23 protein-coding genes and 2 pseudogenes are annotated in these 25,790 nt (G+C 57.9%); 13 read left to right on the top strand and 12 right to left on the bottom strand.

From position 1 onward, the window contains the following. Positions 1–132: pseudogene (locus tag EOA16_RS16480) on the top strand (IS481 family transposase); the annotation flags it as partial. Positions 133–238: 106 nt separating this feature from the next. Here the strand turns inward: EOA16_RS16480 and EOA16_RS16475 are convergent. The 12 genes and pseudogenes from EOA16_RS16475 to EOA16_RS16420 all read right to left on the bottom strand — a co-directional run bounded on the left by EOA16_RS16475 (position 239) and on the right by EOA16_RS16420 (position 15,792). After that, a complete protein-coding gene (locus EOA16_RS16475; RefSeq protein ID WP_063169260.1) occupies positions 239–2,110 on the bottom strand; it encodes an acyltransferase family protein in 1,872 nt (623 codons plus the stop codon). Between the two features lie 83 nt (positions 2,111–2,193). Then, a complete protein-coding gene (locus tag EOA16_RS16470; RefSeq protein WP_063169261.1) occupies positions 2,194–2,754 on the bottom strand; it encodes a CpaD family pilus assembly lipoprotein in 561 nt (186 codons plus the stop codon). Positions 2,755–2,766: 12 nt separating this feature from the next. Next, the gene (locus EOA16_RS16465) at positions 2,767–4,188 is read right to left on the bottom strand and encodes a type II and III secretion system protein family protein (RefSeq protein WP_063170365.1); all 1,422 of its coding nucleotides are present in this window, start codon (positions 4,186–4,188) and stop codon (positions 2,767–2,769) included. A 71-nt stretch (positions 4,189–4,259) separates the two neighbouring features. Next, entirely contained in the window at positions 4,260–4,946 is a 687-nt protein-coding gene (locus EOA16_RS16460) for a response regulator transcription factor (RefSeq protein WP_063169262.1), read from the bottom strand. An 805-nt stretch (positions 4,947–5,751) separates the two neighbouring features. Next, positions 5,752–5,920 (bottom strand): annotated as a pseudogene (locus tag EOA16_RS33215) (transposase); the annotation flags it as partial. A gap of 714 nt (positions 5,921–6,634) precedes the next feature. Beyond that, the gene (gene tdh, locus EOA16_RS16450; RefSeq protein WP_063169264.1) at positions 6,635–7,669 is read right to left on the bottom strand and encodes an L-threonine 3-dehydrogenase; all 1,035 of its coding nucleotides are present in this window, start codon (positions 7,667–7,669) and stop codon (positions 6,635–6,637) included. A 65-nt stretch (positions 7,670–7,734) separates the two neighbouring features. After that, positions 7,735–8,748, bottom strand: a complete 1,014-nt coding sequence (locus tag EOA16_RS16445) for an adenosine kinase (protein ID WP_063170366.1) — start codon at positions 8,746–8,748, stop codon at positions 7,735–7,737. A 100-nt stretch (positions 8,749–8,848) separates the two neighbouring features. Further along, complete coding sequence (metK, locus tag EOA16_RS16440) at positions 8,849–10,024, bottom strand: methionine adenosyltransferase (protein WP_063169265.1); 1,176 nt, start codon at positions 10,022–10,024, stop codon at positions 8,849–8,851. A gap of 57 nt (positions 10,025–10,081) precedes the next feature. Continuing rightward, the gene (glyA, locus tag EOA16_RS16435) at positions 10,082–11,419 is read right to left on the bottom strand and encodes a serine hydroxymethyltransferase (protein WP_063169266.1); all 1,338 of its coding nucleotides are present in this window, start codon (positions 11,417–11,419) and stop codon (positions 10,082–10,084) included. A 37-nt stretch (positions 11,420–11,456) separates the two neighbouring features. Further along, entirely contained in the window at positions 11,457–11,801 is a 345-nt protein-coding gene (locus tag EOA16_RS16430) for a helix-turn-helix domain-containing protein (RefSeq protein WP_082826567.1), read from the bottom strand. A gap of 1,056 nt (positions 11,802–12,857) precedes the next feature. Beyond that, positions 12,858–14,792, bottom strand: a complete 1,935-nt coding sequence (locus EOA16_RS16425) for an HrpF/NolX family T3SS translocon protein (RefSeq protein WP_024505366.1) — start codon at positions 14,790–14,792, stop codon at positions 12,858–12,860. Positions 14,793–15,093: 301 nt separating this feature from the next. Further along, positions 15,094–15,792 (bottom strand): secretin N-terminal domain-containing protein, encoded by a 699-nt coding sequence (locus EOA16_RS16420; protein ID WP_024505367.1) that lies wholly within the window; start codon positions 15,790–15,792, stop codon positions 15,094–15,096. Between the two features lie 187 nt (positions 15,793–15,979). Between EOA16_RS16420 and EOA16_RS16415 the strand changes: the two genes are divergently transcribed. The 12 genes from EOA16_RS16415 (at position 15,980) to EOA16_RS16360 (ending at position 25,530) form a co-directional block, all read left to right on the top strand. Then, positions 15,980–16,489 (top strand): nodulation protein NolB, encoded by a 510-nt coding sequence (locus EOA16_RS16415; protein ID WP_024505368.1) that lies wholly within the window; start codon positions 15,980–15,982, stop codon positions 16,487–16,489. A 9-nt stretch (positions 16,490–16,498) separates the two neighbouring features. Beyond that, complete coding sequence (gene sctJ, locus EOA16_RS16410; RefSeq protein WP_024505369.1) at positions 16,499–17,362, top strand: type III secretion inner membrane ring lipoprotein SctJ; 864 nt, start codon at positions 16,499–16,501, stop codon at positions 17,360–17,362. Beyond that, positions 17,307–17,993: a nodulation protein NolU gene (locus EOA16_RS16405; RefSeq protein WP_210326671.1), complete on the top strand. Its 687-nt coding sequence runs from the start codon at positions 17,307–17,309 to the stop codon at positions 17,991–17,993. The genes sctJ and EOA16_RS16405 overlap by 56 nt, the downstream gene beginning before the upstream one ends. Beyond that, the gene (sctL, locus tag EOA16_RS16400; protein WP_024505371.1) at positions 17,990–18,613 is read left to right on the top strand and encodes a type III secretion system stator protein SctL; all 624 of its coding nucleotides are present in this window, start codon (positions 17,990–17,992) and stop codon (positions 18,611–18,613) included. The genes EOA16_RS16405 and sctL overlap by 4 nt, the downstream gene beginning before the upstream one ends. Beyond that, positions 18,610–19,968, top strand: coding sequence for a type III secretion system ATPase SctN (sctN, locus tag EOA16_RS16395; RefSeq protein ID WP_063169268.1), 1,359 nt, complete (start codon positions 18,610–18,612; stop codon positions 19,966–19,968). The genes sctL and sctN overlap by 4 nt, the downstream gene beginning before the upstream one ends. Then, the gene (locus tag EOA16_RS16390) at positions 19,944–20,456 is read left to right on the top strand and encodes a hypothetical protein (RefSeq protein ID WP_063169269.1); all 513 of its coding nucleotides are present in this window, start codon (positions 19,944–19,946) and stop codon (positions 20,454–20,456) included. Before sctN ends, EOA16_RS16390 begins: the two co-directional genes overlap by 25 nt. A gap of 89 nt (positions 20,457–20,545) precedes the next feature. Continuing rightward, the gene (sctQ, locus tag EOA16_RS16385; protein WP_095769044.1) at positions 20,546–21,574 is read left to right on the top strand and encodes a type III secretion system cytoplasmic ring protein SctQ; all 1,029 of its coding nucleotides are present in this window, start codon (positions 20,546–20,548) and stop codon (positions 21,572–21,574) included. Further along, positions 21,567–22,232 (top strand): type III secretion system export apparatus subunit SctR, encoded by a 666-nt coding sequence (gene sctR, locus EOA16_RS16380; RefSeq protein WP_029354851.1) that lies wholly within the window; start codon positions 21,567–21,569, stop codon positions 22,230–22,232. Before sctQ ends, sctR begins: the two co-directional genes overlap by 8 nt. 2 nt (positions 22,233–22,234) lie before the next feature. Further along, entirely contained in the window at positions 22,235–22,510 is a 276-nt protein-coding gene (locus tag EOA16_RS16375; RefSeq protein ID WP_024505375.1) for an EscS/YscS/HrcS family type III secretion system export apparatus protein, read from the top strand. A gap of 8 nt (positions 22,511–22,518) precedes the next feature. After that, positions 22,519–23,337: a type III secretion system export apparatus subunit SctT gene (gene sctT, locus EOA16_RS16370; protein ID WP_063169270.1), complete on the top strand. Its 819-nt coding sequence runs from the start codon at positions 22,519–22,521 to the stop codon at positions 23,335–23,337. Continuing rightward, positions 23,334–24,371, top strand: coding sequence for an EscU/YscU/HrcU family type III secretion system export apparatus switch protein (locus EOA16_RS16365; protein ID WP_024505377.1), 1,038 nt, complete (start codon positions 23,334–23,336; stop codon positions 24,369–24,371). The genes sctT and EOA16_RS16365 overlap by 4 nt, the downstream gene beginning before the upstream one ends. A gap of 355 nt (positions 24,372–24,726) precedes the next feature. Continuing rightward, positions 24,727–25,530: a hypothetical protein gene (locus tag EOA16_RS16360; protein WP_024505378.1), complete on the top strand. Its 804-nt coding sequence runs from the start codon at positions 24,727–24,729 to the stop codon at positions 25,528–25,530. The last annotated feature ends 260 nt before the right edge of the window (positions 25,531–25,790 follow it).

Raw genomic sequence — 25,790 nt, 5'->3', positions numbered from 1 at the left:
CATCGTGCCGCCGAACTGCCTGTCTGGCTGCACAGATACAATTGGCATCGTCCACATGGCAGCCTAAAGTCAAAAACGCCTATCAGTCGCCTCGCCCTGATCGAGGACAACCTGTTGAAGCTCCACACCTAGGTCACTATCGGGGGGCCTTAAACCTGAACAGCTCCATCGTCGCGGCTGCTGCGGAAGCAGGAGCTATCACTGGGACCCGTACTGGTGCTTGTCAGCCGCTGAGCCGCTACTTCGTCTTAGGAAGAGCATTGTCCTTGCCAAAAGCCGGCCAGTATTTCGAGATTGCCAGTGTGGCGCCGGCTGAAGAGAAATGACCATAGTCGAAATATAAAAACTCTCCTCTATCGAAATAGGCGCAGCGTCCTGCGCTGCACAGGAATTTCAGCGGATCGATGAATGTGGCGCCTTTGGTAAATGAGCGCACACGTTCGTTGACGTCGGGGTCCATCGCGATCGGCCAGGACGTATCGTCCAGATTTTGGCGCTTGGCGAAGAACGCAATTTTCCGGACGTCAGTTGGGAACTGCGGAGACTGGCCGATGACAAACACGCGCACGCCCAGGGCACGAAGCGTAGCGATTGTTTGCTGAAGACCGTCGAAACCTCTGACCTCATAGTCACTCCATCTACCGCTGAGGATAACCGTCTTGATGTCCGCTTCCAAGATGACGTCCAAGGCCTTGCGATTGAACCGGACACAATCAAGACGATCGTACGGGTAGTAATAGAGTATCGGCGCGCAGCTGGCGTACGTATATTCAACGATGTTCGCCTGCAATCGATTTATGTTAGCACCCAAGCCGGAAACATAGTGCGCGGCGAAGGAGTCGCCCCACAAAAAAACCGTTGTTGGAAAACCGCTGGTGCGCGTGCAATCCTCCATATTCCAGCTTTCGATCCGGCTGGTGCCCTCGTTGAAACAGATGCCATTCCTCCAGTCCCCGACGGAAATGCGCCGCTGGACATAGTCCGGAAACCGTTGCGGAAAGCCGTTGCCGAGCGCCCCCGCCGCTCCGCCGGCACAAAGGACAACGATCGCGAGCGCTGAAAAGGCGAAGATAGGCCCCGGGGAGGTGAAGGCCCTCTTCTGTCGAAACGGCTGCTCTACAAACTTCCAGGAGAATGCAGCCAATGCGAGGCTTGCCACCAACATCGCACCGGTCATCAACGGATCGAGTTTTTGGAACGAAAGATAGTGCGCGAACGCATTGAGAGGCCAGTGAACAAGATACAACGAATACGAGATGAGCCCAATCCAGACCAGCGGCCTGACTTCGAGCATGCGGGTGGCGACCGTCGAGGGGGTATTTTGGCCAACATAGATCAGAAGGGCCGTTCCGATGCATGGATACAAGGCGTTGTAGCCTGGGAACGGATCACTCGCCGAAATCGCGAAGAACCCGATGGCGAGAAGGCCAAATCCGGCCACCCCCACCGACTCCATCAGGAGTCGGTTGCCCAGCGGCGAGGGGCATTTGAGCATGAGCAGGGCGCCCAACATGAGTTCCCAGATTCGGGTCGGCAGCAGATAGAATCCGGCGGTGGGTGCCAGCGATGTCGCCATCACCGCCACTACGAAGCTGCAGAGAATTATCGGAAGAAGTGTCGTCAGCCAGCGCTTCCCGATGTAGCGATAGATTAGGAACATCAGGATTGGTGCGAAGATGTAGTACTGCTCCGCTACGGAAAGCGGCCAAGTGTGCAACAGTGGTAGAAGCGCGGCATCGATAGAGAAGTAACTTGACGTTTTCCAGAAGAAAACGTTCGACCAGAAGGTCGAGGTAGCTATGATGCTAAGACTGAATCCGCGCAGATCCGGTGGCAGAAGAATGAACAATGCCGCAATGCAGGTGAGAAGCATCACAAAGACGAGCGCCGGCAGAATGCGCCGGGCACGGCGCCAGTAGAAGTTGACGATGGAAAATTGGCCGCGTTCAAGGTCATCCAGGAGGCTTCCGCTGGTTAGGTAGCCGGAGATGACGAAGAAGATATCGACCCCGCTAAAGCCACCCGGGATCGCCGAAATTCCGAAATGAAAGAGTACGACCGGAAGTACAGCAACGGCCCTAAGGCCCTCGATATAGCGCCTATATTGCATCCAGCGGTTCCTTTTATTTTAGATCAGGACGCGATTGGAAGCTTTCAATCTCCGGTAGGAGTGCTGCCGAGATAAGGGCGGTATCAGCCACCTTTATCCGTCCCGAATGTTCTGTAAGTTGCAACTGGTACAGAAGCACGATCGCCATCGCCGGCCTTGACGGCCTGATTGTCGAGCAGATCGCGCGGATCGTTGACCATCACGGCCAGGTTATGTCCTGTCGAACAACCAAGCGGCTGTTTGAAGGATTCTTCATTGGGTAAGGCACCATATGAGGGACAGACCGGCGGACGGGCGTGATAGACAATCGCCTCAATTCGCACTGAGCCGGCGTCGTGTTGATCGCGCAATTGAATGTTGTCTTCTTCGATTGCCAACTGCCTGGCCTGATGGGCTACCCCTGCGCTGAGCTGGGGCGAACCGCTGATGAGGAGGTGGATGGCATCGAACCGGCCGCGACTGGCCTTGTCTAGGAAAACACGCAAACGCTGCCGTTCGGAAGCGCGCAGGCTTTGCAACGTCAGGACGGTGGTCTCCTCTCGGACAAGCATTGGTGCCGATGGTTCGACATCAACTGGCGTAGTGCTTGTGCAGCCACTTACGCTTGGTGCCAGAGCGACAAAGAGGATTATAAAACGCAACATCTTTGGATGACACTATTCGATGATGAAGCCGAGACCGCCCTGGGCGCTTGGCGCGCCCGCACGGATAGCAGCGCGGTCTCGCGGGGGACTTGTCACGGAATTCGTCGGAGCGCCCCCTCCGTTCAAAGCCGGTGCCGCCCGCTCGGTCGGTGCGCTCATCTGGTTTGGGTTGGAGCCTGGTCTTACAATGTAAGGCGTAACTAGAATGACCAGTTCTGACTCCTCTTTTTGAAACGAGGTCGAGCGAAAAAGCGGTCCCAGGATCGCCAGTTCTCCGAGCCAGGGAAAGGCCCTGACATCATTGTTGACGTTCCGCCTGATTAGACCGCCGATTGCGAAGCTCTGGCCGCTGGCGAGTTCGACGACCGTATCGGCTCGGCGCGTGGAAACTGCCGGCACGGAAATTCCGTTGATTTGCACGGCACCTTGCGTCGACAGTTCACTGACTTCGGGCGTTACGTGAATGTTGATTTGATTGTTGCTGAGAACTGTCGGCACAAATTCCAGACTGACGCCGAAGTGACGGAATTCAACCGATACCTGCCTGTTTTCCTGCAGGACAGGAATGGGAAATTCGCCGCCCGCGAGAAAGCTGGCCTTTTCACCCGACATAGCGGTGAGGTTCGGCTCAGCCAGGACGGAAGCTATATGCTCCTTGGCGAGCGCGTCGAGAACCGCGCTGACGTTGACGGCACCGTTGTCGAATCCGATTTCTGCTGTACCGCCACCCTGGGTTGAACCAGACCCAGCGCTTGCAGCGCTTCCGCTTAGAACGCCCACTTTGAAATTGCCGATTTGACCGAAGGCGGACAAGTTGACGCCGAGTGACTTCATGGCGCTGCGTGAGACTTCGGCTACGCGCACGCTGAGGTTAACTTGCAGGGATCCAGCGACCTTGATGTTGTTGACGACTTGCGCTCCGTCGCCCAGATATTGCTCAGTGACTCTTTTTGCGGTGTCGGCGACCTCTGCGTCGGGCGCCGTCCCGCTAAGGATTGCGCCGCGCGGCGTATAGTTGACGCGGATGGGATAGTCGCCGACCTGCTCCCGCAACATGGCGCGTAAATCCCCGATCGGTTGCGTGACAACGATACGCAATTCGGCGAGAGGCTCGCCATTGCCATCCAAGGCGAATAGGCTGGTCCGCCCCGATTTCTTGCCAAAGACGAAGATTGTTTTGCTCGATGGCGCCTGAAAATCCGCGATCGTGGGGTCAGCAACAAAGATGGTCGTGGCTGGCCCGGGCAGATGAACGGTCTCCCCGAGCGAAGAGGAAAGGGTCAGCGTGGCGTTGATGCTATTCGAAGCCGCATGCGGCGGGCCTTTGTCCTGCTTGTTTTGCGCCGCGACACCAAGTGGGAAAGTCACAATAAGCGCGCAGAGGAGATGGCCCAGGTAACGGGGCACTGCAGGTCTTGTAACCTTGTTGGCGATCGCCCGCCAATTGAGCGCAGCGCAAGGATGTTGAAGGATCAGCAAAATAGATCTTCTTTCGATTCGACAAACTATGCGGACGAGGCGTCAGTCAATTCTAGGATGTAACCAATGCCTCGGATGGTCTTGATCCGTGGCGTTGCACCTGATCTGGTCAGATGTCCCCGTAAACGATAAATTCCGACTTCAAGCGCGTTGGCAGACACGTCGTCGTTGAATGAATAGAGGTGATCTTCCAATTGCGCACGGGGCACGATGCGGCCTGCCCGGTTAAGCAGGTGCTCTAGAACACAGAGTTCGCGACGTGCGATCATCATTGGGTGCCCATCAACGAAAACCTGGCGGGCGACCGGATCAAAGTCGAGATTGCCAAATACGAGCCTCAGGTCGGTCATCTGTGTCGCCCGGCGCAGAATGGCTCTCATTCTGGCAATAAGCTCATCGGTAGAGATGGGTTTGAGCAGAAAGTCGTCCGCACCACCGTTGAAGATCGCAATTCGCTTATCGAGATCGTTAAGGCTGCTCATAATGACGGCAGGAACTGAATGCCCGTGGGTCCTCAACTGCCTCAGCCAACCCAAGCCATCGCCATCTGGCAGAGCCAATTCCAGCAGGAGAATTTCATAGCTGGCGCAAGAAAATGCACTCGAAGCCAGTTCCAGAGTACCAACGACATCAACGACGAAGCCGCCATCCCCGAGCGCAAGTCGCATGGCGCGCGCAAGATCCGCATGATGATCCACGAGCAGCGTTCGCATTTCATCTCCTCTCGAAGAGGGACGGCCCATCGAACGCGTCACCGGCGGCCATCTGATCGGAGCACACGGCGCGCAACTCGTCGCAGCTCTCGGAACTGGTCCGAGTCGGAGGGACATGCAAGTCGCTCGGTGGCAATAGGCGCGGGTGAGGACCAACTGACGGGCTCAAATACGCCGGTCGGCGAACCCACGAGGCCAGCAACCCGCGTGCGATTTCTCGTTGCATCATCTCTCCTACGTGCAGCCCCTGCGCTCGCAAGGCAGCGTCGCGGCTCAGAGCCCGATTCCCACAGAGGGTAGGGTTAGCTTTCGAGAAACTGATTGAACAAATCGATTATTTGGATCGAATGCATCCACGGTATGGATGCAGCGCACCATCTTCAACGACTGCGGCGTCCTGATGCACTGTTGTGTCTGTCGTGCTCTGCTTTTTTCGCTGTCCTTCAAGGCTGGCGAGCCTGGTGGAACCTGCGCGTCATTGGCTTGGTAGCTTGAATGCTCAACAACGGAGCGCCCTGCGCAAAGCCGCTCTCATTTCCAAAAAGCCTTGCAATCTGGTTGGAGCACTTCGCGCTCGACACCAAAATAGGCGAGGAAAACTGACGTCTGACAGGGATGTACATGCAACAGCCGATTTGCGGCACCAGCAAACGACCGCGTTCAGGCTGAAGATCGACGACCAACGGCTCCTCGATTTCCGCACTTTTACAAGCTCTTCCTGTGCGGGCGGATGCCGGCAAACAGCAGCACAGGGTCAGCGAAACCGGGAGCGGGCCTGCTTGATCGCCATGATCACATTGCCGCTGTCGCGCGTGCGGAGCGGAATGCAATCGGTCCAGCCGGCGGCAATCCGGTCAGCACCATCGTCTGCACGAAGCTCCCTGACGAAGACGTGCCCGAATGCGCTCAACAAAGCCGGGCGGCGGATCTTTCCAATCGCCGAAGGTGCGGGCTGGCACCGAGCGGCGAACTGCGAACTCATTCCTGCCCGGCGGCGCTGGCCGCCGCGAGCGTCGATGCGGACCCAGCCGCTCCGAATCCTCCCACAACACGATGAGCGCGTCGCGGACATCGCTGCCGTAACAGCGGCTGCGGCTCTTGCCCGCAGACGGCCTCTGCTCACGACGGTTCATAAGACGGATCGCGCGCTTGCGAATAATAGCCGGTTACCGCCTCGAACTCATCCAGAATGCGCCGCTTGTCAACGCCGCAATAAAGCTCCACGATCGCCGCTTCACCGTGTCGCCATGCTGAGCCGCGCCATCCTTCCCCCGAACCGGAATGGCACGACCTGTCCATCCCCTTTGGAACAGGACACTATTGGTAACATTTTGCTTGAGGCAATGCGGCTCGTTGCCTTCCTTTTCGCTGACCGGAAGGGTACCGGAAGTCGTCTATCGCATCTTACCCGCTGAAAGCGGCAACACCTCGACCTCAATCGCAGATCATAGGAAATAGACGATCGCGTCGGGGCCTCAGCATCGGTTCACCGGGTTTCCGTCATCGACTGAAGCGAATTGCCCCATCGACCGTCACCGGGTGGGCCGCGATACGTCGCCGTATATGATTAGCGAGCGCACGTAGCGGAGCCATAGCTCTCCACCCAGCCATGTTCCCCTAGTTGGAAAATGTCCGGCGGACCAGAGGTGCTGTCGTCAGCTTTTCCTGAATAGCGGCCAAGGCAATCCCTACCAGTCCATCACCACCTTGCCGGAACTGCCGCTCTTCATCGCATCGAAACCGATCTGAAAATCGTCGATGCCGATGCGGTGGGTGATCAGGCCGGAGACATCCAGCGGACCCTGCACAAGCGCGATCATCTTGTACCAGGTTTCGAACATCTCGCGGCCGTAGATGCCTTTGAGATGCAGCATCTTGAAGATGACCTTGTTCCAGTCGATCTCGAAGCCGGTCGGCGCGATGCCCAGAATGGCGATCTTGCCGCCATTGTTCATGGTGTCGATCATGTCGCGGAAAGCGGGGGCGGCGCCTGACATTTCGAGGCCGACGTCGAACCCCTCGGTCATGCCGAGCACCGGCATGACGTCGCGCAGCTTCTCCTTCGAGGCGTCGACGACATGCTGGACGCCGAGTTTCTTGGCTAGCGCCAGCCGCACCGGGTTGATGTCAGTGATGACCACTTTGCGCGCGCCGACGCATTGGGCGACGAGCGCGCCCATGATGCCGATCGGCCCGGCGCCAGTCACCAGCACGTCCTCGCCGACCAGATCGAAGGACAATGCGGTGTGGACGGCATTGCCCAAGGGATCGAAGATCGCGGCAATCTCATCGGGCACATCGTCGGGGATCGGCACGACATTGTGCTGCGGGATCGCCAGATACTCGCCGAAGGCGCCTGGACGGTTGACGCCGACGCCGAGCGTGTTGCGGCACAGATGCCCTCGCCCGGCGCGACAGTTGCGGCAATGGCCGCAGACGATGTGGCCTTCGCCCGATACACGCTGGCCGACCTTGTATTCGGTGACCGCTGCGCCGAAATCGGCAACGGTGCCGACGAATTCATGGCCCGTCACCATCGGCACCGGCACCGTCTTCTGCGCCCACTGGTCCCAATTGTAGATGTGCACGTCGGTGCCGCAGATCGCCGTCTTCTTGATCTTGATCAGCACGTCGTTGGGGCCGATTTCCGGCACCGGCACCTCTTCCATCCAGATGCCCGGTTCGGCCTTGGCCTTCACAAGCGCCTTCATCATGTTCGACATCAGGATTTCCCTATTCCGTGATTGCGCTTCTGGCGAGATAGCCTGCACAACGGGAAGGTAGGCCACTAACTCGTTTGAACGTCCGGAATGGTCAGCCCCGCCTGCTCAGCCTCGCGGCGCAAATTCTGACGGGGCCTGGGGCCGATCTGCTGGATCACCAATCCGGCTGCCAGTGAGCCAAGGTCGCCGCAAGTCTGCAGGTCGCGGCCTTGCGTGTAGCCATGCAGGAAGCCGGCGGCATAGAGATCGCCGGCGCCCGTCGTGTCGACCAGTTCCTTGATGGCGGTCGCCTTGATCACCACGGTCTCGTCGCCGCGCACGATCACCGAGCCTTTTTCCGAGCGGGTGACGGCGGCGATCCGGCAATCCTTGCGGATCTGGGCCAGCGCCTCGTCGAACGACGATGTCTGGTAGAGCGACTTGATCTCGTGGCTGTTGGCAAAGACGATGTCGACCGTGCCCGAGCGCACCAGGTCGAGGAATTCGTCGCGGTAGCGGTCGACGCAGAACGAATCCGACAGCGTCATCGACACTTCTCGGCCTGCCGCGTGCGCCAGCTTCGCCGTCTGGCGGATTGCCTCCTTGGCGCGCGGCGGGTCCCACAGATAGCCTTCGAAATAGGTGACCTTGGCGCCGGACGCCTTGTCGGCTTCGACATCCTCAGGGCCAAGCTCGACGCAGGCGCCGAGATAGGTGTTCATCGAGCGCTCGCCGTCGGGCGTGACGAAGATCATCGAGCGCGCCGTCGGCGGCTCACCCTTGAGCGGCGTGGTGCCGAAGGCGACGCCCTGCGCATGGATGTCGTGGGCGTAGATTTCGCCCAGCGCATCGTTGGAGACCTTGCCGAAGAAGGCCGCGCGGCCGCCAAAGCTGGCGACGCCGGCCGCCGTGTTGCCGGCGCTGCCGCCGGACGCTTCGATCGCCGGGCCCATGCGGCTGTAGAGCAGTTCGGCGCGTTGTGTGTCGATGAGGTTCATCGCGCCCTTGATGATGCCGTTGGTCTCGAGGAATTCCTCGTCGCACTGGGCGATGATGTCGACAATGGCATTGCCGATGCAAAGCACGTCATAATCCGGCATCAAAATCTCCGCCAAAACCCGAGCCGGCTTCTTGCCACGCCGGCCGGGCGTGGTCTCGCGAGTTGAAATGGGTTGCCGCATGCGCTTGATCCAGCCGCCCTCACGCAGCTGCCGGTCCGGCTTCACGCAGCAAATCGTCAGCTTTGTCCGTCTTCTCCCAAGTGAACTCAGGCTCTTCACGCCCGAAGTGTCCGTATGTCGCCGTCTTGCGGTATATCGGCCGTAAGAGATCAAGCATCTTGATGATGCCTTTCGGTCGGAGATTGAAAACCTCGAGAACAAGGCGCTCGATCCTTTTTTCCTCGATCCTTGCGGTTCCGAAGGTATTGACCATGACAGAAACCGGACTGGCCACGCCGATCGCGTAGGCAAGCTGAACCTCGCAGACCTCCGCAAGGCCGCTGGCAACGATGTTCTTCGCGACATACCGGGCGGCATAGGCCGCCGAGCGGTCAACCTTGGATGGGTCCTTGCCCGAAAAGGCACCGCCGCCGTGACGCCCGGTCCCACCGTAGGAATCGACGATGATCTTCCGTCCTGTGAGGCCGCAGTCGCCGGCAGGCCCACCGACCACGAACCGCCCTGTTGGGTTGACCAGAAATCTGATCCCCGAAGTATCCAGGTGGGCCGGCAGGACCGGTTTTATGATCTCCTCAATGACGCCTTCGCGGACCGTGGCTTGTGAGACCGCTTCGTCATGCTGCGTTGACAGGACTATGGTATCCAGCGCCACCGGGCGGAGCCCTTCGTAGCGTACCGACACTTGAGATTTCACGTCCGGACGCAGCCAGCCAAGCTGTCCCGCTTTCCGGACCTCGGCCTGTCTTTTCGTCAAATGGTGAGCGAGTTGGATCGGCAGGGGCATCAATGTATCCGTCTCGTTGCATGCGAATCCAAACATGATGCCCTGATCCCCTGCCCCTTGCCCGAGATCCTGCCCTCGTCCTTCATCAACGCCCTGGCTTATGTCGGGCGACTGCTCGGTGAGGGCCAGAACGACGGCGCAACGTCGACCATCAAAGCCAATCGCATCATCGTCGTAGCCAATATCGAGTATCGTATCGCGGGCGACTTGGCTGTAATCGATGTGGGCATGGCTGGTGATCTCGCCAGCCACAACGACCATCCCCGTCTTCACCAACACTTCACAGGCGACGCGCGCCTTCGGATCGGTGCGCAGGACCGCATCGAGAATGGCATCGGAGATGTTGTCTGCCATCTTATCGGGGTGTCCCGCGCCGACGGATTCGGAAGAGAACACGAACTGCCTGGTCATAAAAATGCCCTCGCTTCAAGTGCTGGAGTTAGTGAGGAGTTTCTGGATTGGGGTGGCTTATCGGTCGGGGATGCCGGGAACATCGAACGCAGTGCAGAAGTCGGCAACGTCTCTTCGTACGCTCGCATGAACTTCCTGGTCATCGGGCTGGCGGCAGACCGAGTCGATGAAAGCGGCGATCTGCACCATCTCCGTTTCGCGCATGCCCATGGACGTCACCGCTGGTGTCCCTAAGCGGATGCCGCTTGTCAGCGCCGGATGCCGCCGGTCGCCCGGGACCATATTGAAATTCGCAATGATGCCTGCACGCGATAAGCGCTCCGCATAGGCTTTGCCTGACAGCGACCGGTCCCGAAGATCAAGGATCAGCATGTGATTGTCAGTGCCCCCGGTGACGAGTTCATAACCTCGCTCCAGAAGTGCCTGGGCCAGAGCCTTGGCGTTGTGGACGATCTGCTGACCGTAGACACGAAAGGACGAGTTCGCTGCTTCCTGCAAAGCGACGGCAAGCGCGGCGATAGTATTCATATGCGGTCCGCCTTGCAGAAGAGGGAACACGGCGCGGTCTATACGTTTGGCCAGATTGTGTTTGCTCTTCGGATGATGGAGGGGCTGATAACGGTCTTCATTCCTTGATAAAATGAAGCCACCCCGGGGACCGCGGATCGACTTGTGAGAGGTGCTGGTGACCACATCGCAATGGGACACGGGGTTCGGATGCACTCCTGCGACAACCAGGCCGCAGATGTGGGCGATGTCAGCCACCAGATACGAGTTCACCTCCGAAGCAATTTCGGCCATTGCCGCGTAGTCAAAAATACGCGGATAAGCAGTTCCGCCGACCCAAATTAGCTTCGGGCGTTCCCGCTTGGCGGTCTCGCGCAAGTGGTCATAGTCAATTTGCTGTGTCTTTTCGTGCAGCCTGTACGGGACGCGCTGATAATCGCTGCCGGAAAAATTGACGGACCAACCGTGAGTCAGATGGCCGCCTTCGGGTAAAGGCAAGCCCATGACTTTGTCACGGGGGCTCAAAAGCGCGCGATAGACAGCCTGGTTGGCTGGCGAGCCTGAATAAGGCTGGACGTTGGCATGTTCACTGCCAAATAGCGCTTTCAGGCGCTCGATCGCGAGGGTCTCAAGCTCATCGACGATCTCGTTTCCGGCGTAGTAGCGCGCACCGGGGTATCCCTCGGCATACTTGTTGGTGAAAATCGACCCGGTCGCTTCCAACACCGCCGAGGAGGCAAAGTTCTCGGAGGCGATCAGTTTGAGAGTTGTCCGCTCCTGACGCTCCTGTCTTAGAAGCAGTTCGTGAACGCGGGAGTCGACGGCGGCTAAGTGAGGCCGCCCGTAAGTGTCGGGCTGCGCGATGGCGCCGCCGGCGGAGTTATCCATGGTAGTCGCGCTCCATTTGGACTGATCTATTTCACGATCAAGCAGGCGGTCCCTTCAACCGCGCGTCTTGTATTGCTTCCAGGCGTTGTAGGTCTCTTTTATGATGGCCATCATCGTGGGGCAGGAGATCGACCACCAATTGAGCCAGCTCGCCATCCTTGCCTCCTGCTTGCATATGGTACGAAGACTGCGGACGTTGTTCGTTGCAGCAAAGAAAGTTGGCTCTGACCAGCCGCCGAACGTGGCGTCGAACCTGCTCGCGAGGCAGACCGGTAATATCGGCCAGCTCGCCGACGGTTAGATCCGCATGCGCGCAAAGGCCCAGGATTCGAAGGCGATCAAGATGCGCTGCCGTCCTTAGGCGATTTACCAGTGTCAACATTGGTTAGCATCAACCCGGACGGGATGCAGCAAGCCGCTAGCCCTTCTATCCCCATCAATCCGCATGAGACCTCTCTCGTCATTTGCTGTAAATCCGCTGGTATGGATGCTAATGGAAGATAGATCACAGTCCTTTCTACGACTAAGACGCCAGATATTGGGGCTAATGTACCACCTGACAGGAGACTACACTCACGAACATTATGTGAATTTTTTTTAACGTTGCTGAGAATCAAGGGGGAGGTTTGGCGAATGTCTCGCCGTCGACTGTCGAATCCTGCCCGACGGGATTATAGGGTGCGTAGCCTGCTTGTCCTTTCCACATGACCAGCGACGATGGGGCGAAGGCGGCAGACATAGCTCTGGAGCATGCTGCGGTATCTTTGGCCTGAAGCCGAGGAAGGCGGACCGTGGCTTCCGCGCCGCTGCCGGGAGCCCGCGAACAGGCCAAGTGGATCAGCCGGGTGTTGCCGTCATAGAGCGTGAGACCCAAAGCTGGCCAGCCGCGCCCTGAGGCTGACGCACCGCTCAGCGTCCACCTTGCTCTCGAAGCCCATCGGCATAGCGCCGATAACGACTTGACCGCGTGCGTGTCGACGAGCGATCGGTGAGCGCAAGGATCGAGGGTGCAGTGCAGGATAATGCTGTTTTAAATCAGCGCTGTTTTCAGCCGACTGCCTTGAGCGTGGCACGAGGATATAGGCCCAAGGCAGGAGATCATCGTCTGCTGTTCGGGAGGCCGCCCTGGGCGCGCGACAGCCGTTCCTTCGGCTGCGCCGCTCCGCCACCATCCGCGCCGTGCCTTCCGGAGACCATTCCCGCTACCGGCCGGCGCCCGTGAAAACCTCGACCCGGCGCACCGGCTCGAGATGGCTGGGCTCAGCGTAACTCTGAAGTCGTCATATACCGAAGTCTTCACAGACTTCGGACATCCCCCTCACAGTCCGATCCAGATGGCGTCAGGAACACCGCTTGCGTTGATGCGGATGAACCCCTGCTTGTGCCACAATGACCCTTATGTCAGCGCGCGAGCCAAAGCTTCCGCGCAAGGCGACGGCTAGGATAAGGCAATGCCGACGAAGGGCACATTGCTTGCCACACTCTGGAATGATGGCATGCTCGGAAGGCCTAGGCTTTGCTCAGGGCCGCCTGCAAGGCGCGCTTTGAGGTTATTCACATAGCCTTCTGCGTAGTCCTGCGCCGTCGAGACCGAAAGATCAATGCCTGCCGCCAAGGCCTCTTCCATCAGGTGCTTTACGAGCCCATTTCGAATGGCCAGCTTGACCTCGGGGCCTGCGATAAGGCCGATCGCCTGCGCGGCCATATTGAGGCCAGCTTCCTCCAGCGCTCGCTTCATATCGCCTCCGTTAATGGCCGTACGCAGGAGATTGGCTGCTTGCGACTCAGCCTCGAGAACCATCGAGGCAAGATCGGCTACTTGTCCGAGGCCCGGAATGAAGCTGAGCAGTCCCACCGCCGTTGCCGCCAAGTCGAGCACTTTCGTCTCGATTTTGAGCACGGAGTCGACGACGTGCATGACGGCCCCGCCGTTCTTTTTGGCTGACTTAATGTCAGGCTGGTCCATCAGGCCCATCTTCATGTCCGCGACGGCATTCTGCTCTTCTGCGGTTTGGGCGCCGTGGGTGATTGGCTGCTGAACGTTGCGGTTCGCAGACGACATGTTTGTGCAAAAATGGGCAAAGTCTTTTTTGCTGATATTGCCGGAATCAACCGTATGCCCGCCGCCAAAGTCGAAGAATTTATGATGGGTCTTATAGCCCGTGATCGAATTGTTCAGGAGGCCAAACAAAAGAGGATCTGAAAGGAGCTGAGAGGCTGCTTCCCGCACTTTCGGATCAAGGCTCTTGTCGTCTTTCATTTTCGCCAGTTTGTCGCGAGTCAGAACACCGCTTCCAAAGAACGTGTCCTGATGGTCCTTGATCATCTCGACCGTATTCAGCTCAGTTTGCGTGAGGCTCATCGACGATGAGGCGACTTGCAGGAAATCCTCTTTGTGCATCTTCCCTTTCGAGCCACCGCACAACTGGTTCCAAGCATCGGGGTGATCGAGGAAATATTGCGCCGCCGCAATGACCTGGGGCGGAAATTTGCCGTTTTTCGATTCGCCGCCGACCATTTTCTTGAACTCATCCAGACTCAGGTCCTTGGACAGATTTTCGGAGTACCGGTAAAACTCCCGCAAGGCATCGCTCAAGGTCATGACCGAAGGCTGCAAACCTCCGCTGCCGTCGGATGGTATGTAGTTCTGCTCGTAGCTTCGCGCTTGGGCTTCCTGAAATGCAGCAACTTGTGGGTGGTGGTTTGAAAATCCGGCCAAGTCCTTGGCGTTGATCTTGCCTCCACAGCGGCCGTCGCCCTGCGAGCCAATCGCATAAAAAAGTCCCGAATCCTGCTGCAGTCCCTGGATCGCCGCTTTCAGATCCGGTGGCGTAGAGGGATCATTGGCTTTGTCGGTCAACGACTTCCAAGTAAGCGGGCATTGGTCCTTGTGACGGTTGAGTACCGCAACAATCTGCAACTCAGCCGTGGTCAGCGACCCACCGTTCCACGTGATTCCGGGGCTCGGCCTGGGAGCCGGCTCGATCTTCGGAGTGACGCCGAGCAGATGTTGGGCTTCAGTCGCCTTGGAGCGTTGCGATTGGTCCTCCTTGAGAGCCGCCCTCATATTTGGCGGCAGCAGATCCAGTGGGTGTTGCTCCAAGCCATTCAATGTCAAGACATCCGGTGCCAGATGGCCCAAAGGGTCCTGCCGCAATTTATCCATTGTCGAATCAAGATTCGACGCTGGCAGATCCCCTTGCGCGAAAGAGCCGGGCTTGTCTGCCAGCACACAAGTGGACAGCATCGCTTCGAAGCACGATGCACTTTGCTGATGCTGGGTCGCAAAATGGGAAACTTTCAGGCCCGGCCAACCCCTTGCGGACTGTAGCGAATTTGAGCGGTAGAAAGTTGAAAGATTACTGGCCGACATTATGCATCCTCAGACGTGACGTTGAAATCCCCACAAGAGACCCCGACAGAAGATCCCTTGCGTTTCACAAAATTCGACAATTCCAAGCGTCGGCAGGTCACGAATGCGCCTGCCCTGCCTTCAATTGCTGTGTTCCGGGCCGGCTCCAAGGTTCGGTCCAACACAATGGCCGGAGTCACCGCGAGAGCTGCCGGGACTCATCATGAGCGGATTAGCTTTCGAGAAACTGACGAGTTTGCGAAGAGTTCACAAAGGGGTAGCCGCAGTCATGTTCTTCAGAGCTGCGGGAAATCCTCAATGTTCATTTCTTGCCCAGCTCAGGCTTCCCGCCAACGCTATCCTGTTGTGGGATGTCAGAAGAATAAGAAGCATCCGGTCGTCCGTCGCGAACGACCGTAGTGGAGGAGCCGCGAAACAAGATCAGCACTGATTCCTTTGGCGTTGCCGCTATGTGAGTCTGCGCCTGCGCCTGCGCCACCAAGCCGTTAAAGGTCTGCTCCACGAGTGCGACGAAGCGCGGTGGACCGGAAACGAAGACGAGGCCATTGCCTGGCACGGGTTTGACCACATAGCGCTCGTCGGAGATATCAAGCTTGTCGAGAGCCCCCTTGAACGCATCGAAGCGAATCGACGTCATCAAAAGCATTCGAGTTTGCGATTCTTGTGCAGCAGACACATAGAGCACAAGGCCGTCATAGTACCATTGTAGACCGTAAAGGTTCGTCAAGCGGTCGAGGAACGCGCGCGGTGGCAAATCAGGCATACGTCCGCGAATTCGCCCCTTCACCGCAGGACTGATGTTGACCCTGATATTCAGGTTGTTGCCGAATTCCTGCAACGCTGCAGCGAGCTCCTGATCCAGAACCGTGTATCTATAGGGTGTCGCCGGAAGGGACAGCGGGACTGCATGCGCCGGGTGAATCCCGGTGGACAGAAAAAACCCGGCACAAAGAAGTCTCAAAACATGCAGGGTGACGGGTTGGATAAGCGTTCTCGGCATGTCGCACTGATAAACCAAACGCTGAAATCATCACAAGTGACTAAATTGCCGAAGAGATTTTAGATTGTCGAAATGACGCCGCCGTTAGTCAGCTTGTTGTCAGCTTGCCCCCCTAGGAGTGTTGCGCCGACACCGGGTGATGAATGGGCGGGGCTCGCCCGGTCAGAGAGAGCAACCGAGTCCTTACATGATGATGCCTGTCACGTCGATCTCTGCCACTCTAACGGCTGGCCTCCCCAGGGTCGGATCACCGTCGATTGTCGAGCAGGCCCAGTTTGAGCGCGCCTTAGGGCATGCAGCCGACTCGCTGAAAAACGATGCCGCCGCGGGGCCAGCGAGTGCGGCGCCAGTTGCTGCGGCGATGGATGTTCAGCGCGCGGCTGCGCCGACGAGCGGCATGGGCGATCGCGTGTTGCAGACGATTTCCTCCCTATATCCACACAACACTGTTTCCTTCCCCGCGCTCGACCATGACATAGCCCTTTCGAAGGGCGCTCTACCGGGACCGGCGCAGAAGCTTCCCGTTCCAGGTGAGGCGGGAACCGGAATCTCGGGCATTCCCCAACAAGGGCAAGACTTCGAAACGATGATGGCTGGTCTTCGGGATGTTTACAACGGCGTCACCCAGGTGGCGCTTATCTCCAAAGGCGTCAGCGGCGTCACATCATCCGTGAATAAACTTTTGAAGGAAGGCTGAACCGCGCGCATGATTGGCTTGGCCGAGGGCGAAATCATGCGTGGCCTGTCAGGGTGGCGGTCGGTTAGACTTGTCATGCTGCCAGTTCTCGTCGCCCTCACTGCTTGCAAAGCCGACCTCTACACGCAATTGCAAGAGCGTGAGGCAAATGAAATGCTCGCACTTCTTGAAGACAACGGGGTCGCCGCGATCCGGGTGGTCGCCAAGGATGGAACCAGCACGATCCAGGTTGACGAAAAGCTGCTCGCCTTCTCAATCAACCTTCTGAACGCCAAGGGGCTGCCGCGCCAATCCTTCAAGAACCTCGGTGAGATATTCCAAGGATCAGGCCTGATTGCCTCGCCGACCGAAGAGCGTGCCCGTTACGTGTATGCCCTGAGCGAAGAGTTGTCGCGGACGATCAGCGATATCGATGGCGTTTTTTCTGTACGTGTTCACGTCGTGCTGCCGCATAACGACCTTGTGCGAGCCGGTGCCACGCCATCCTCGGCCTCGGTGTTTATCAGGCACGACGCAAAAACAAATGTCGCGGCTCTGCTGCCAAAGATAAAGATGCTTGTAGCCGACAGCATCGAAGGCCTGTCCTACGATAAGGTGGAAGTGGTTTTGGTGCCGGTAGAACGTTCCGCACACGAGCAACGGCCCGATCCGACTGCTGTTTTGCCACAAGCATCACTACCTCTTCCTGCGCCACTTCTGGCGACCGTAACAGGTTTTGCCGCAGCCGTATTCGCCGTGGCCTGTTATCTCTTGATCGGCGTTGTTACGCGTCGGCGCAAGCAATCAACCGGCGTTTCCAAGGTCGAGGGGCGCCGGGATGCTTCTGCTGTCGAGGCCATTCGCAAAAGAATGCCTGCAATTGGACGTGGGTGACATCTCATTGCCAATGCCTATACAGACCGCCCGACCTGATGGTCCGCACTTTCCGGGCGCGAGCGAGCTTGCGGCTTCGGCCCATCCAACCCGTCTTGCGGCGCGTCTTGATCCAGCGTTATCGGCCGAAACGTTAGTGAAGTTGCAGAAGTGTTCCAGACTGCATCCAAGGCTGGCAGAATTGCTGGGCAACGATGACGTGGATCTGAACCACATCGGCTGCAGGCCGGACCTTCTACGCGGGCATGATCCATATCGAGCGACCCTTCTTGCTGGTAGTATCTGGCATGCCCGTTCGCTGGTCGCGTTTGTCTCTCAGCCTGAGCTTGCCATCCTTGTTAAACGCATCGGCGTGGATGCACACGCATTCGGAATCCGACACCTGCTGCATGCTGTTGACAAAAGACTGATCTCGGACCCAGAAAAACTCGCTCAGCAAATCGAATACGATGGACACGCATGTCTTGGAGCTTGGCTCCAGGACAGTTCAGCGACCGAGCGTAACCGCGTGCTTCTTCGATTGCCCGAGGGGACTGCCGCGGAGACTCCAGCACATGAGCATTGGACCGCCGCCGGCCAATTGCTTTCACTTGTAGTAGCTCATTTTGAGACAGAGACCCCGGTGAAATGACAGTCGAACTTTCCGAGGGGCCAATAGCGCCGCAGATGCGTCCAGTCGGACCACTGATACCCGCGAGCGAGCTCGAAACCTGGCACAGCGCCGCGCAAGCCCTTGCCGCGGCAGAACGGCATCGGCAGCGCGTTCGAAACTGGGCACGCGCGGTTTACCAGCGGGCGTGGGCGCGCGGCCACATGGAGGGCTCGAATGCAGGCACCGAGGAGATGGCAGGGTTGATTGCGGAGACAATCTCCGAAATCGCGCGACGAAAGGCGGCTCTGGAGCAGGAATTGCCGCAGCTCGTGATGGAAATATTGAGCGATCTTATCGGCGCTTTCGATCCGGGCGAGCTATTGGTGAGGGCTGTTCGTCACGCCATAGAGTGTCAATACAGCGGCGCCGACGTTTGCCTTCATGTTTCTCCCATGCAAGTCGACATGCTTGCACGAGAGTTTGCTCGATGCGACGGCCAGGATGGTCGACCAAGGGTGCGGATCGAGCCCGACCCGACATTGTCGCCGCAACGCTGCGTGCTGTGGAGCGAGTACGGCAATGTTGACCTTGGACTTGACGCCCAGATGCGCGCGCTGCGCCTTGGTTTCGGGACGCTCTGTGAGAAAGGCGAGCTATGAGAAAGCCCGTCCCAGAACATAACGCTGACGCCCACACTCGAGCTCTCGTTCCAGCAATCTCGTCTTTGAGGGCTGCGGCCAAGCGAATTGACACGCGTGCGGTGCGCGGTCGGATCACGCGGGCTATCGGCACACTGGTTCATGCCGTCTTGCCAGACACTCGTATTGGGGAACTTTGCCTCCTAGAGGACCCGCGAACCGGGCTGTCGCTCGAGGCCGAGGTGATCGGCCTGTCGGGTGATGGTGTATTGCTGACACCGATCGGGGACTTGGTGGGCCTATCCAGCCGCGCAGAGGTCGTGGCCACTGGCCGAATGCGTGAGGTGCCCGTCGGCGGCGATTTGCTCGGTCGCGTGATCGACAGTCGTTGCCGCCCATTGGACGGCAAAGGCGAAATCAAGACCGTCGAAACTCGGCCCCTGCATGGCAGAGCCCCCAATCCGATGACGAGGCGCATGATTGAGCGGCCATTCCCGCTTGGGGTCCGTGTCCTCGATGGTCTGCTGACGTGCGGCGAGGGCCAGCGGATCGGGATTTATGGCGAGCCAGGTGGTGGCAAGTCGACGCTGTTGTCACAGATCGTAAAGGGTGCCGCCGCTGACGTCGTCATAGTGGCGCTCATAGGCGAACGTGGACGGGAAGTTCGTGAATTCATCGAAAGGAATCTTGGTGAAGAGGGCCTTCTCCGTACGGTCGTCGTGGTTGAAACATCCGACCGCTCGGCGGTAGAGCGTGCGCAATGCGCTCCAATGGCGACTGCGCTCGCGGAATATTTCCGCGATCAAGGCCTACGCGTTGCTCTCATGCTGGATTCGCTGACGCGCTTCTGCCGCGCTATGCGCGAAATAGGCCTTGCTGCGGGTGAGCCGCCGACGCGACGGGGCTTTCCTCCTTCCGTTTTTGGCATGCTGCCAGGCCTGCTCGAGCGCGCCGGCATGGGTGAGCGGGGCTCAATCACGGCCTTCTATACGGTGCTTGTAGAGGGTGATGGCACGGGTGATCCAATCGCCGAGGAATCGCGTGGTATTCTCGATGGCCATGTCATCCTCTCACGCGCTATTGCGGCGCGATCGCATTTCCCCGCTATTGATGTGCTGCAGAGTCGCAGCCGCGTCATGGATGCAGTCGTTTCGGGGACACATCGCAAGGCAGCATCCATTTTCCGCGAGCTCCTGTCGCGCTATGCCGAGACCGAGTTCTTGATCAATGTTGGCGAATACAAGCCAGGTGGAGATCCCCTGACTGACCGGGCTGTCGCGTCAATCGACGAACTGAGGGAGTTTCTGCGCCAGAGCGAAGATGACGCGTCAGATTTCGAGGAGACGGTCGCATGGATGTCGCGTCTGACCGCGTAAACTGGATTCAGTCTTCGAGTATACGGCTTCTGAAGGAAATGCAAGAGCGTCGTGCCCTTGGCGAGCTGTCCAAGAAGGAAGCCCAGCGCGATGTGGCCGCCTCAGCCGTACAAAATGCCTCTAGGGAGCTTGCAATGATACAGCAACATTGTTCAAGAAAAGAAGCAGCGCTCTATCAGCATCTGATGTCACTCGACAACTTGTCTAGCGCAGCGCTCGACCGTCACCGCCTTCACACTGAACAACTTGCCGCTGAGATCAATTCCAGACGGCAGATGCTTGATGATACCCAAATCGCTCAAGAGGAGGCTGAGATGGCGGCGTCCAGGACGAGGGAGCTATGGGTCATATGTTCGGCGGCAAGGGACAAATGGCAACAAATCGAGGACGACGTGCGGCGCGCCGTCGAGACTCATTCGGAGGCCGCAGCCGAGATCGAGGCCGACGATGAGATACTGCTGAAATATGCGAGGGGGTCGCTTGCCTAAATGCCGCGCAACCGGATCCGACGGTCGCAAGAGGTCGTCCGAATGACACGACCGTGCAGTCTTTGATAGGCGCTGCGGTCACACCCGCCATGTTCGAACCAGTTCTGAAACTGTCCCACACGGTTGTCTCGTGGCTCAATGATACAGCAGCGCCGCGCACGCCGTTTCAAAGCCGGATCAACGAGGTGCCGCTATCGGTGCGAACGGCAGGGCTTGTCTGGCAGCAGGAACCTGCTGCCATTCCGATGCTTGACTGCGTCTGGAGAGTGGGAGCCGAAACGGTCATCTTGTCACTGTCGCGCCCGCTCGTAGAGGAGTTCATCACGACAGTGCAGAACGGCTTGGCCTTCCCTTCCGAGCCAACTGCTTCGCTAATTCTCGAACTCGCTCTGGAGCCGCTTGTCACTCGACTGGAGGAGACGACGCGTCTGAACGTGCAACTCGTGCGGGTATGCGAAGCCACGATGCTGGCTCCTCATCTTGAACTCGACATCATTTTCGGCGCGGTCAAGGGCAAGGGCCGTCTATTCCTGTTCACGCCACTTGACGGCTTAGTACCGCCTGCGTTTCGCGCGCTAGGCGAACTGCTTGCCCAGTTGCCGCGGCAGCTGGGCGGGCTGCCTCCAGAGCTCCCGCTCATTGTTGCAGGAGAGGTCGGCACGCTTCGCCTTCCTGCGGCGCTTCTTCGAAGCGCATGTGTCGGTGATGCATTGTTGCCCGATATTGCGCCGTTCGGCCGCGGCCAGATCACCCTAGCTGTCGGCCAGTTGTGCGCCGAGGCGGATCTTGACGGCGATGAATTAATCTTGCGGGGGCCTTTCCGCCCGCGACCGTGTCCTTTGGAGAGTGCGCATATGACACAACCCGGATCGCAACTGGAGCTTACTAAGGATCTCGACGATGTCGAGATCGTGCTTGTCTTTGAATGCGGCCGCTGGCCTATTTCTCTTGGGGAATTAAGAAGTGCCGGCGAAGGGCATATTTTTGAACTTGGATGGCCGATCGACGGCCCGGTCGACATAGTGGCCAATGGTCAGCGTATCGGGCGTGGCGACATTGTCCGCATCGGAGAAGAGCTGGGCATCAGGCTCCGTGGCGGGTTTGCATGCAATGAGTGAAGCTCAGCCGACAATCCTGGCGCTTCTTGCGGTTACCGCCGGACTCGGTCTGCTGGTTTTAGCAGTTGCCACGACAACGGCCTTTGTAAAGGTATCAATTGTTCTTTTCCTCGTCCGCAATGCGCTCGGGACCCAGACCATACCACCCAATGTGGTGCTGTACGCCGCGGCGATGATCCTCACTATGTTCGTTAGTGCGCCCGTTGCTGAGCAGACCTATGACCGCATGTCGGATCCCAAGCTCCACTATCAGACATTCGACGACTGGGTAAGCGCCGCTAAAGCCGGAAGTGAGCCCTTGCGCGAGCATCTCAAGAAATTCACAAATGAAGAGCAGCGGCGATTTTTCCTATCTTCGACAGAAAAGGTCTGGCCAGAGGAAATGCACGCTGCAGCCACGCCTGATGACTTTGCAATACTTGTACCATCTTTCTTGCTATCAGAATTGAAGCGCGGATTTGAGATAGGATTTCTACTTTATCTGCCTTTTATTGTTATAGATCTGATAGTGACAACTATCTTGATGGCAATGGGTATGTCGATGGTCTCACCAACTGTTATATCTGTTCCGTTCAAGATCTTCTTGTTTGTTGCCATTGATGGTTGGTCAAAATTGATGCATGGGCTTGTGCTGAGTTATACGTTACCGGGAGGCTGATCATCACTGAATCCAGCATCATTACTCTTATGAGCCAATCACTGGTGGTTTTCATGATCTGGATTCTACCGCCGCTCATTGCATCAGTGGTTGTCGGCCTCGTCATCGGCATCCTCCAGGCGGCGACGCAGATCCAGGATGAAAGCTTGCCGCTCACCGTGAAGCTTCTGGTCGTTGTCGCGGTGATTGGGCTGTTTGCTCCTGTGCTAAGCGCCCCGCTCATAGAGCTAGCCGATCAGATCTTCACCGAGTTTCCCGCAATGACACTTAGCTACTAGTCCGCCCCATGGACGCGCCATCGGCCGATATTCAAATTCTGATCCAGACGGCTTTCGAACTCGTCGTTGCGGCAGGTCTTGGGGCAGCCCGCGCGATGGGCATCATGCTGATCTTTCCCGTATTCACACGCTCGCAGATCAGTGGGCTGATCCGGGGCTGTTTGGCTGTTGGCTTCGCACTACCATGCCTGGCACACGTCAGCGGCGGATTGCCGGCGCTGGATCCTGATACGCGCCTGATCCAGCTAACCCTGCTCGGATTCAAGGAAGTTTTTGTCGGTGTACTCCTTGGCACTTTTCTTGGCATTCCGCTTTGGGGCCTTCAGGCTGCCGGGGAGCTTATCGACAACCAACGCGGCATCAGCAGCCCGACCGCTTCGGCCGATCCCGCGACGAACAGTCAGGCTTCCGCGATGGGCGTTTTTCTGGGGATCACTGCGATTGCCATATTCGTCGGATCAGGAGGCCTGGAAACTTTGATCAGTGTCCTGTACCGCAGCTACTTGATCTGGCCGGTGTATCAGTTTCACCCGACACTGAGCGGGCCAGGAGCAATGGAGTTGTTGGGGCTTCTCGACAGCATAATGCGCACGGCATTATTGGTTTCGGGGCCTGTCGTGTTCTTCCTGATACTGATTGATATATCGATGATGCTGCTGCGTCGCTTTGCCCCGCAATTTAAGGCGAGCCAACTGTCTCCGGCAATCAAGAACATTGTCTTTCCAGTTCTCATGGTCACCTACGCTGCCTATCTGGTGGAGAGCATGAAACTGGAGGTCACACGTGCCAACGGCGTGCTGGAGTGGTTCGACAAATTGCTGCCATGAGCGACACAAGTGAAGAGAAGACACACGCCGCCAGCCCGAAGAAGTTAAGTGAAGCGCGCAAAAAAGGACAGCTGCCACGTAGCTCCGATTTCGTCCGCGCGGTCGGGACTTGCGCTGGGCTCGGCTACCTTTGGCTAAGAGGCAGCGTGATCGAGGACAAATGCCGGGAAGCGCTCCTATTAGCCACCAAGTTGCAGAGCCTACCTTTCGATACCGCGGTGCCGCAGGCATTGGTTGTGCTCGTCCAACTCACAGTCGCGGCTGTTGGCCCGCTGCTTGGAACCCTTGTCGCCGCGGTGATTTTGGCCAGCCTGCTAGCCAATGGTGGATTTGTCTTCTCTCTGGAGCCGATGAAGCTCAGCTTTAAGAAAATTGACCCCTTTGAAGGGCTGAAGCGCTTGGGGTCTGCTCGTTCCATGGTCGAAGTCTGCAAGACCATGTTCAAGGTATTGGTTCTCAGCGCAACCTTTTCCATTGTCCTTCTCGGGATGTGGAAGACAATGGTCCCTCTGCCGATCTGCGGCATGGGCTGTGTTGGCCTCATCTTTATGGAGACAAAATTGCTGATGGGAATTGGCGCCGGCGCACTGCTGGTCGGCGGACTGATCGATCTTCTGCTCCAGCGCGCGTTGTATCTGCGCGAAATGCGCATGACCAATACCGAAGTGACGCGCGAGTCGAAGGATCAGCAAGGAGCGCCAGAGTTGAAAGGTGAACAGCGTCGCATCCGCGAGGAGGCGGCCGACGAGCCTGCGCTTGGCGTGCATCGCGCCACGCTGGTCTTAACAGGAAGGGCGGTCCTGATCGGTCTGCGTTACGTTCGCGGTGAAACCGGGGTGCCGTTCTTAGTTTGCCGTGCCGAAGGTGAGCGCGTTTCACATGTGTTGAGCGAGGCGCGGGCACTACGCCTGACGATCGTCCATGACCATGTCTTAGCGCGTCAGCTGATAGGCACTACAAAACTCGGCCACGCGGTTCCTATGCAATATTTCCAGCCTGTCGCGAAAGCATTCTTTGCCGCAGGCTTGGCCTAGTCATGGAAGTCCACGACTGCCCAGTTCAAAACTGACCTGGCTCCATGCTAGTGGCAAATGTCGGCTGGCCATCCGTGCCCCAGTGTCTCTGTCAGGCCAACCGCGCAACCGCGGGCCTGGGGCAATCACTCCCCTCGGATCTGCCACCCAGCAACTACGGCAAGTCCTCCGGGCATGACCTTGCAGCCTCTGCTGGCCGGTGCGTGGCGCAGTCCGAGGTTTTGAGGCCGGCAGTGCGGATTTGATTGGTGCAGCCGTTGGAATGCCCTCGTCAGCTAGTCGTCAACTAAGCGCCCTATGTTGAACAGCCGTGCTAACTTGAGCTCGGTTGCGAAACATAGGAGTACGAATCGTCATGTATGGTCGAATTGGTGGCTCATCCGATAGTTACCGCGCGCATAATGCCGGCGAGCAATCGGATGCAGGAAGCGAAGGGTTCGCGGACACATTTGCCCGAATGCACTTATCCGGATCGGAAGGTAGCGGCGCCTCATCATCGGCGGCTCCCCAAGCATACTCCCTCAATTCCCGACCTCCTGTGGTGGAGATCAACAGGACTTCCTTCAGGAGACAGGTGAGGCAATTTCATGGTGATGAAATCACGCACATCGCCGACAATCCTCAAGAGTATTCGGAGTTCGTATCGTCACGAGCCAGGCGCACCGCGGACGTTGCTCAGCAATATGGCATCCGTCGAGATACGGAGCACGCGCGATATTTCAGTTACCAATTGGGAGACCGGAGTGCCGGACTGCTGAGAATGGAAGGCGGATTCAGCATGAACGAGTTCGAATCGGAAAGTTGGCGGGAACAATTTCCTGGTCGAACTGAGGTCACTTCCATAGTGGATCTTCAAGTCGCCCATCCGCTCGTCGAAAATGCGGGCGATATTCTGCTGGAGCATCAACTTCGGATAGACGGCGACCGACCGTTGCTGAATTGGCGTGCGGCTAATCCGGAAGCACAAGCGCGCGCGCAGACGATGGGGTTTGTTGAAGTGGATCATGGCGACCTGGTGCTTGACCCTACGCAGCATCCCGACAAATGGACGAAGAACAGTGCCGGTGAGTGGCAGCGTGCAGGCAAACCTCCACTCTATCTCCACAAAACCGAGGATAGCGACAGCAGCGATAGCGGGTCCGACGACGATTTCATGTGATTTGTCGACCCGCCGCCGAGCCTTGCAACTGGTGACGGTTGCAAGGCTGTTGGCAGTGAATGCTAATTGTCCGGCGACAGCCCCGCCTTAGCGCCAGCGCCGCCGAGCAATCCAGCCCATCTCCCAGACAATAAACTGCGGATGCGCATCGTGGGTGCTTGCGAGCGGATTGTATTCGGGCCGGAACTCCGCCTCTTGGAACCGAGCTCTCCCGAATCCAATTTTCTCCACCACACCGTTGGGTCGTTGCGATGCGCCGA

Origin of the sequence: Mesorhizobium sp. M7A.F.Ca.US.008.03.1.1 (assembly GCF_003997495.1) — a bacterium.
Taxonomy (GTDB): Bacteria; Pseudomonadota; Alphaproteobacteria; order Rhizobiales; family Rhizobiaceae; genus Mesorhizobium.
The sequence above is the reverse complement of the archived record's forward strand: the minus strand, read 5'-3'. Positions and strand labels throughout refer to the sequence as shown.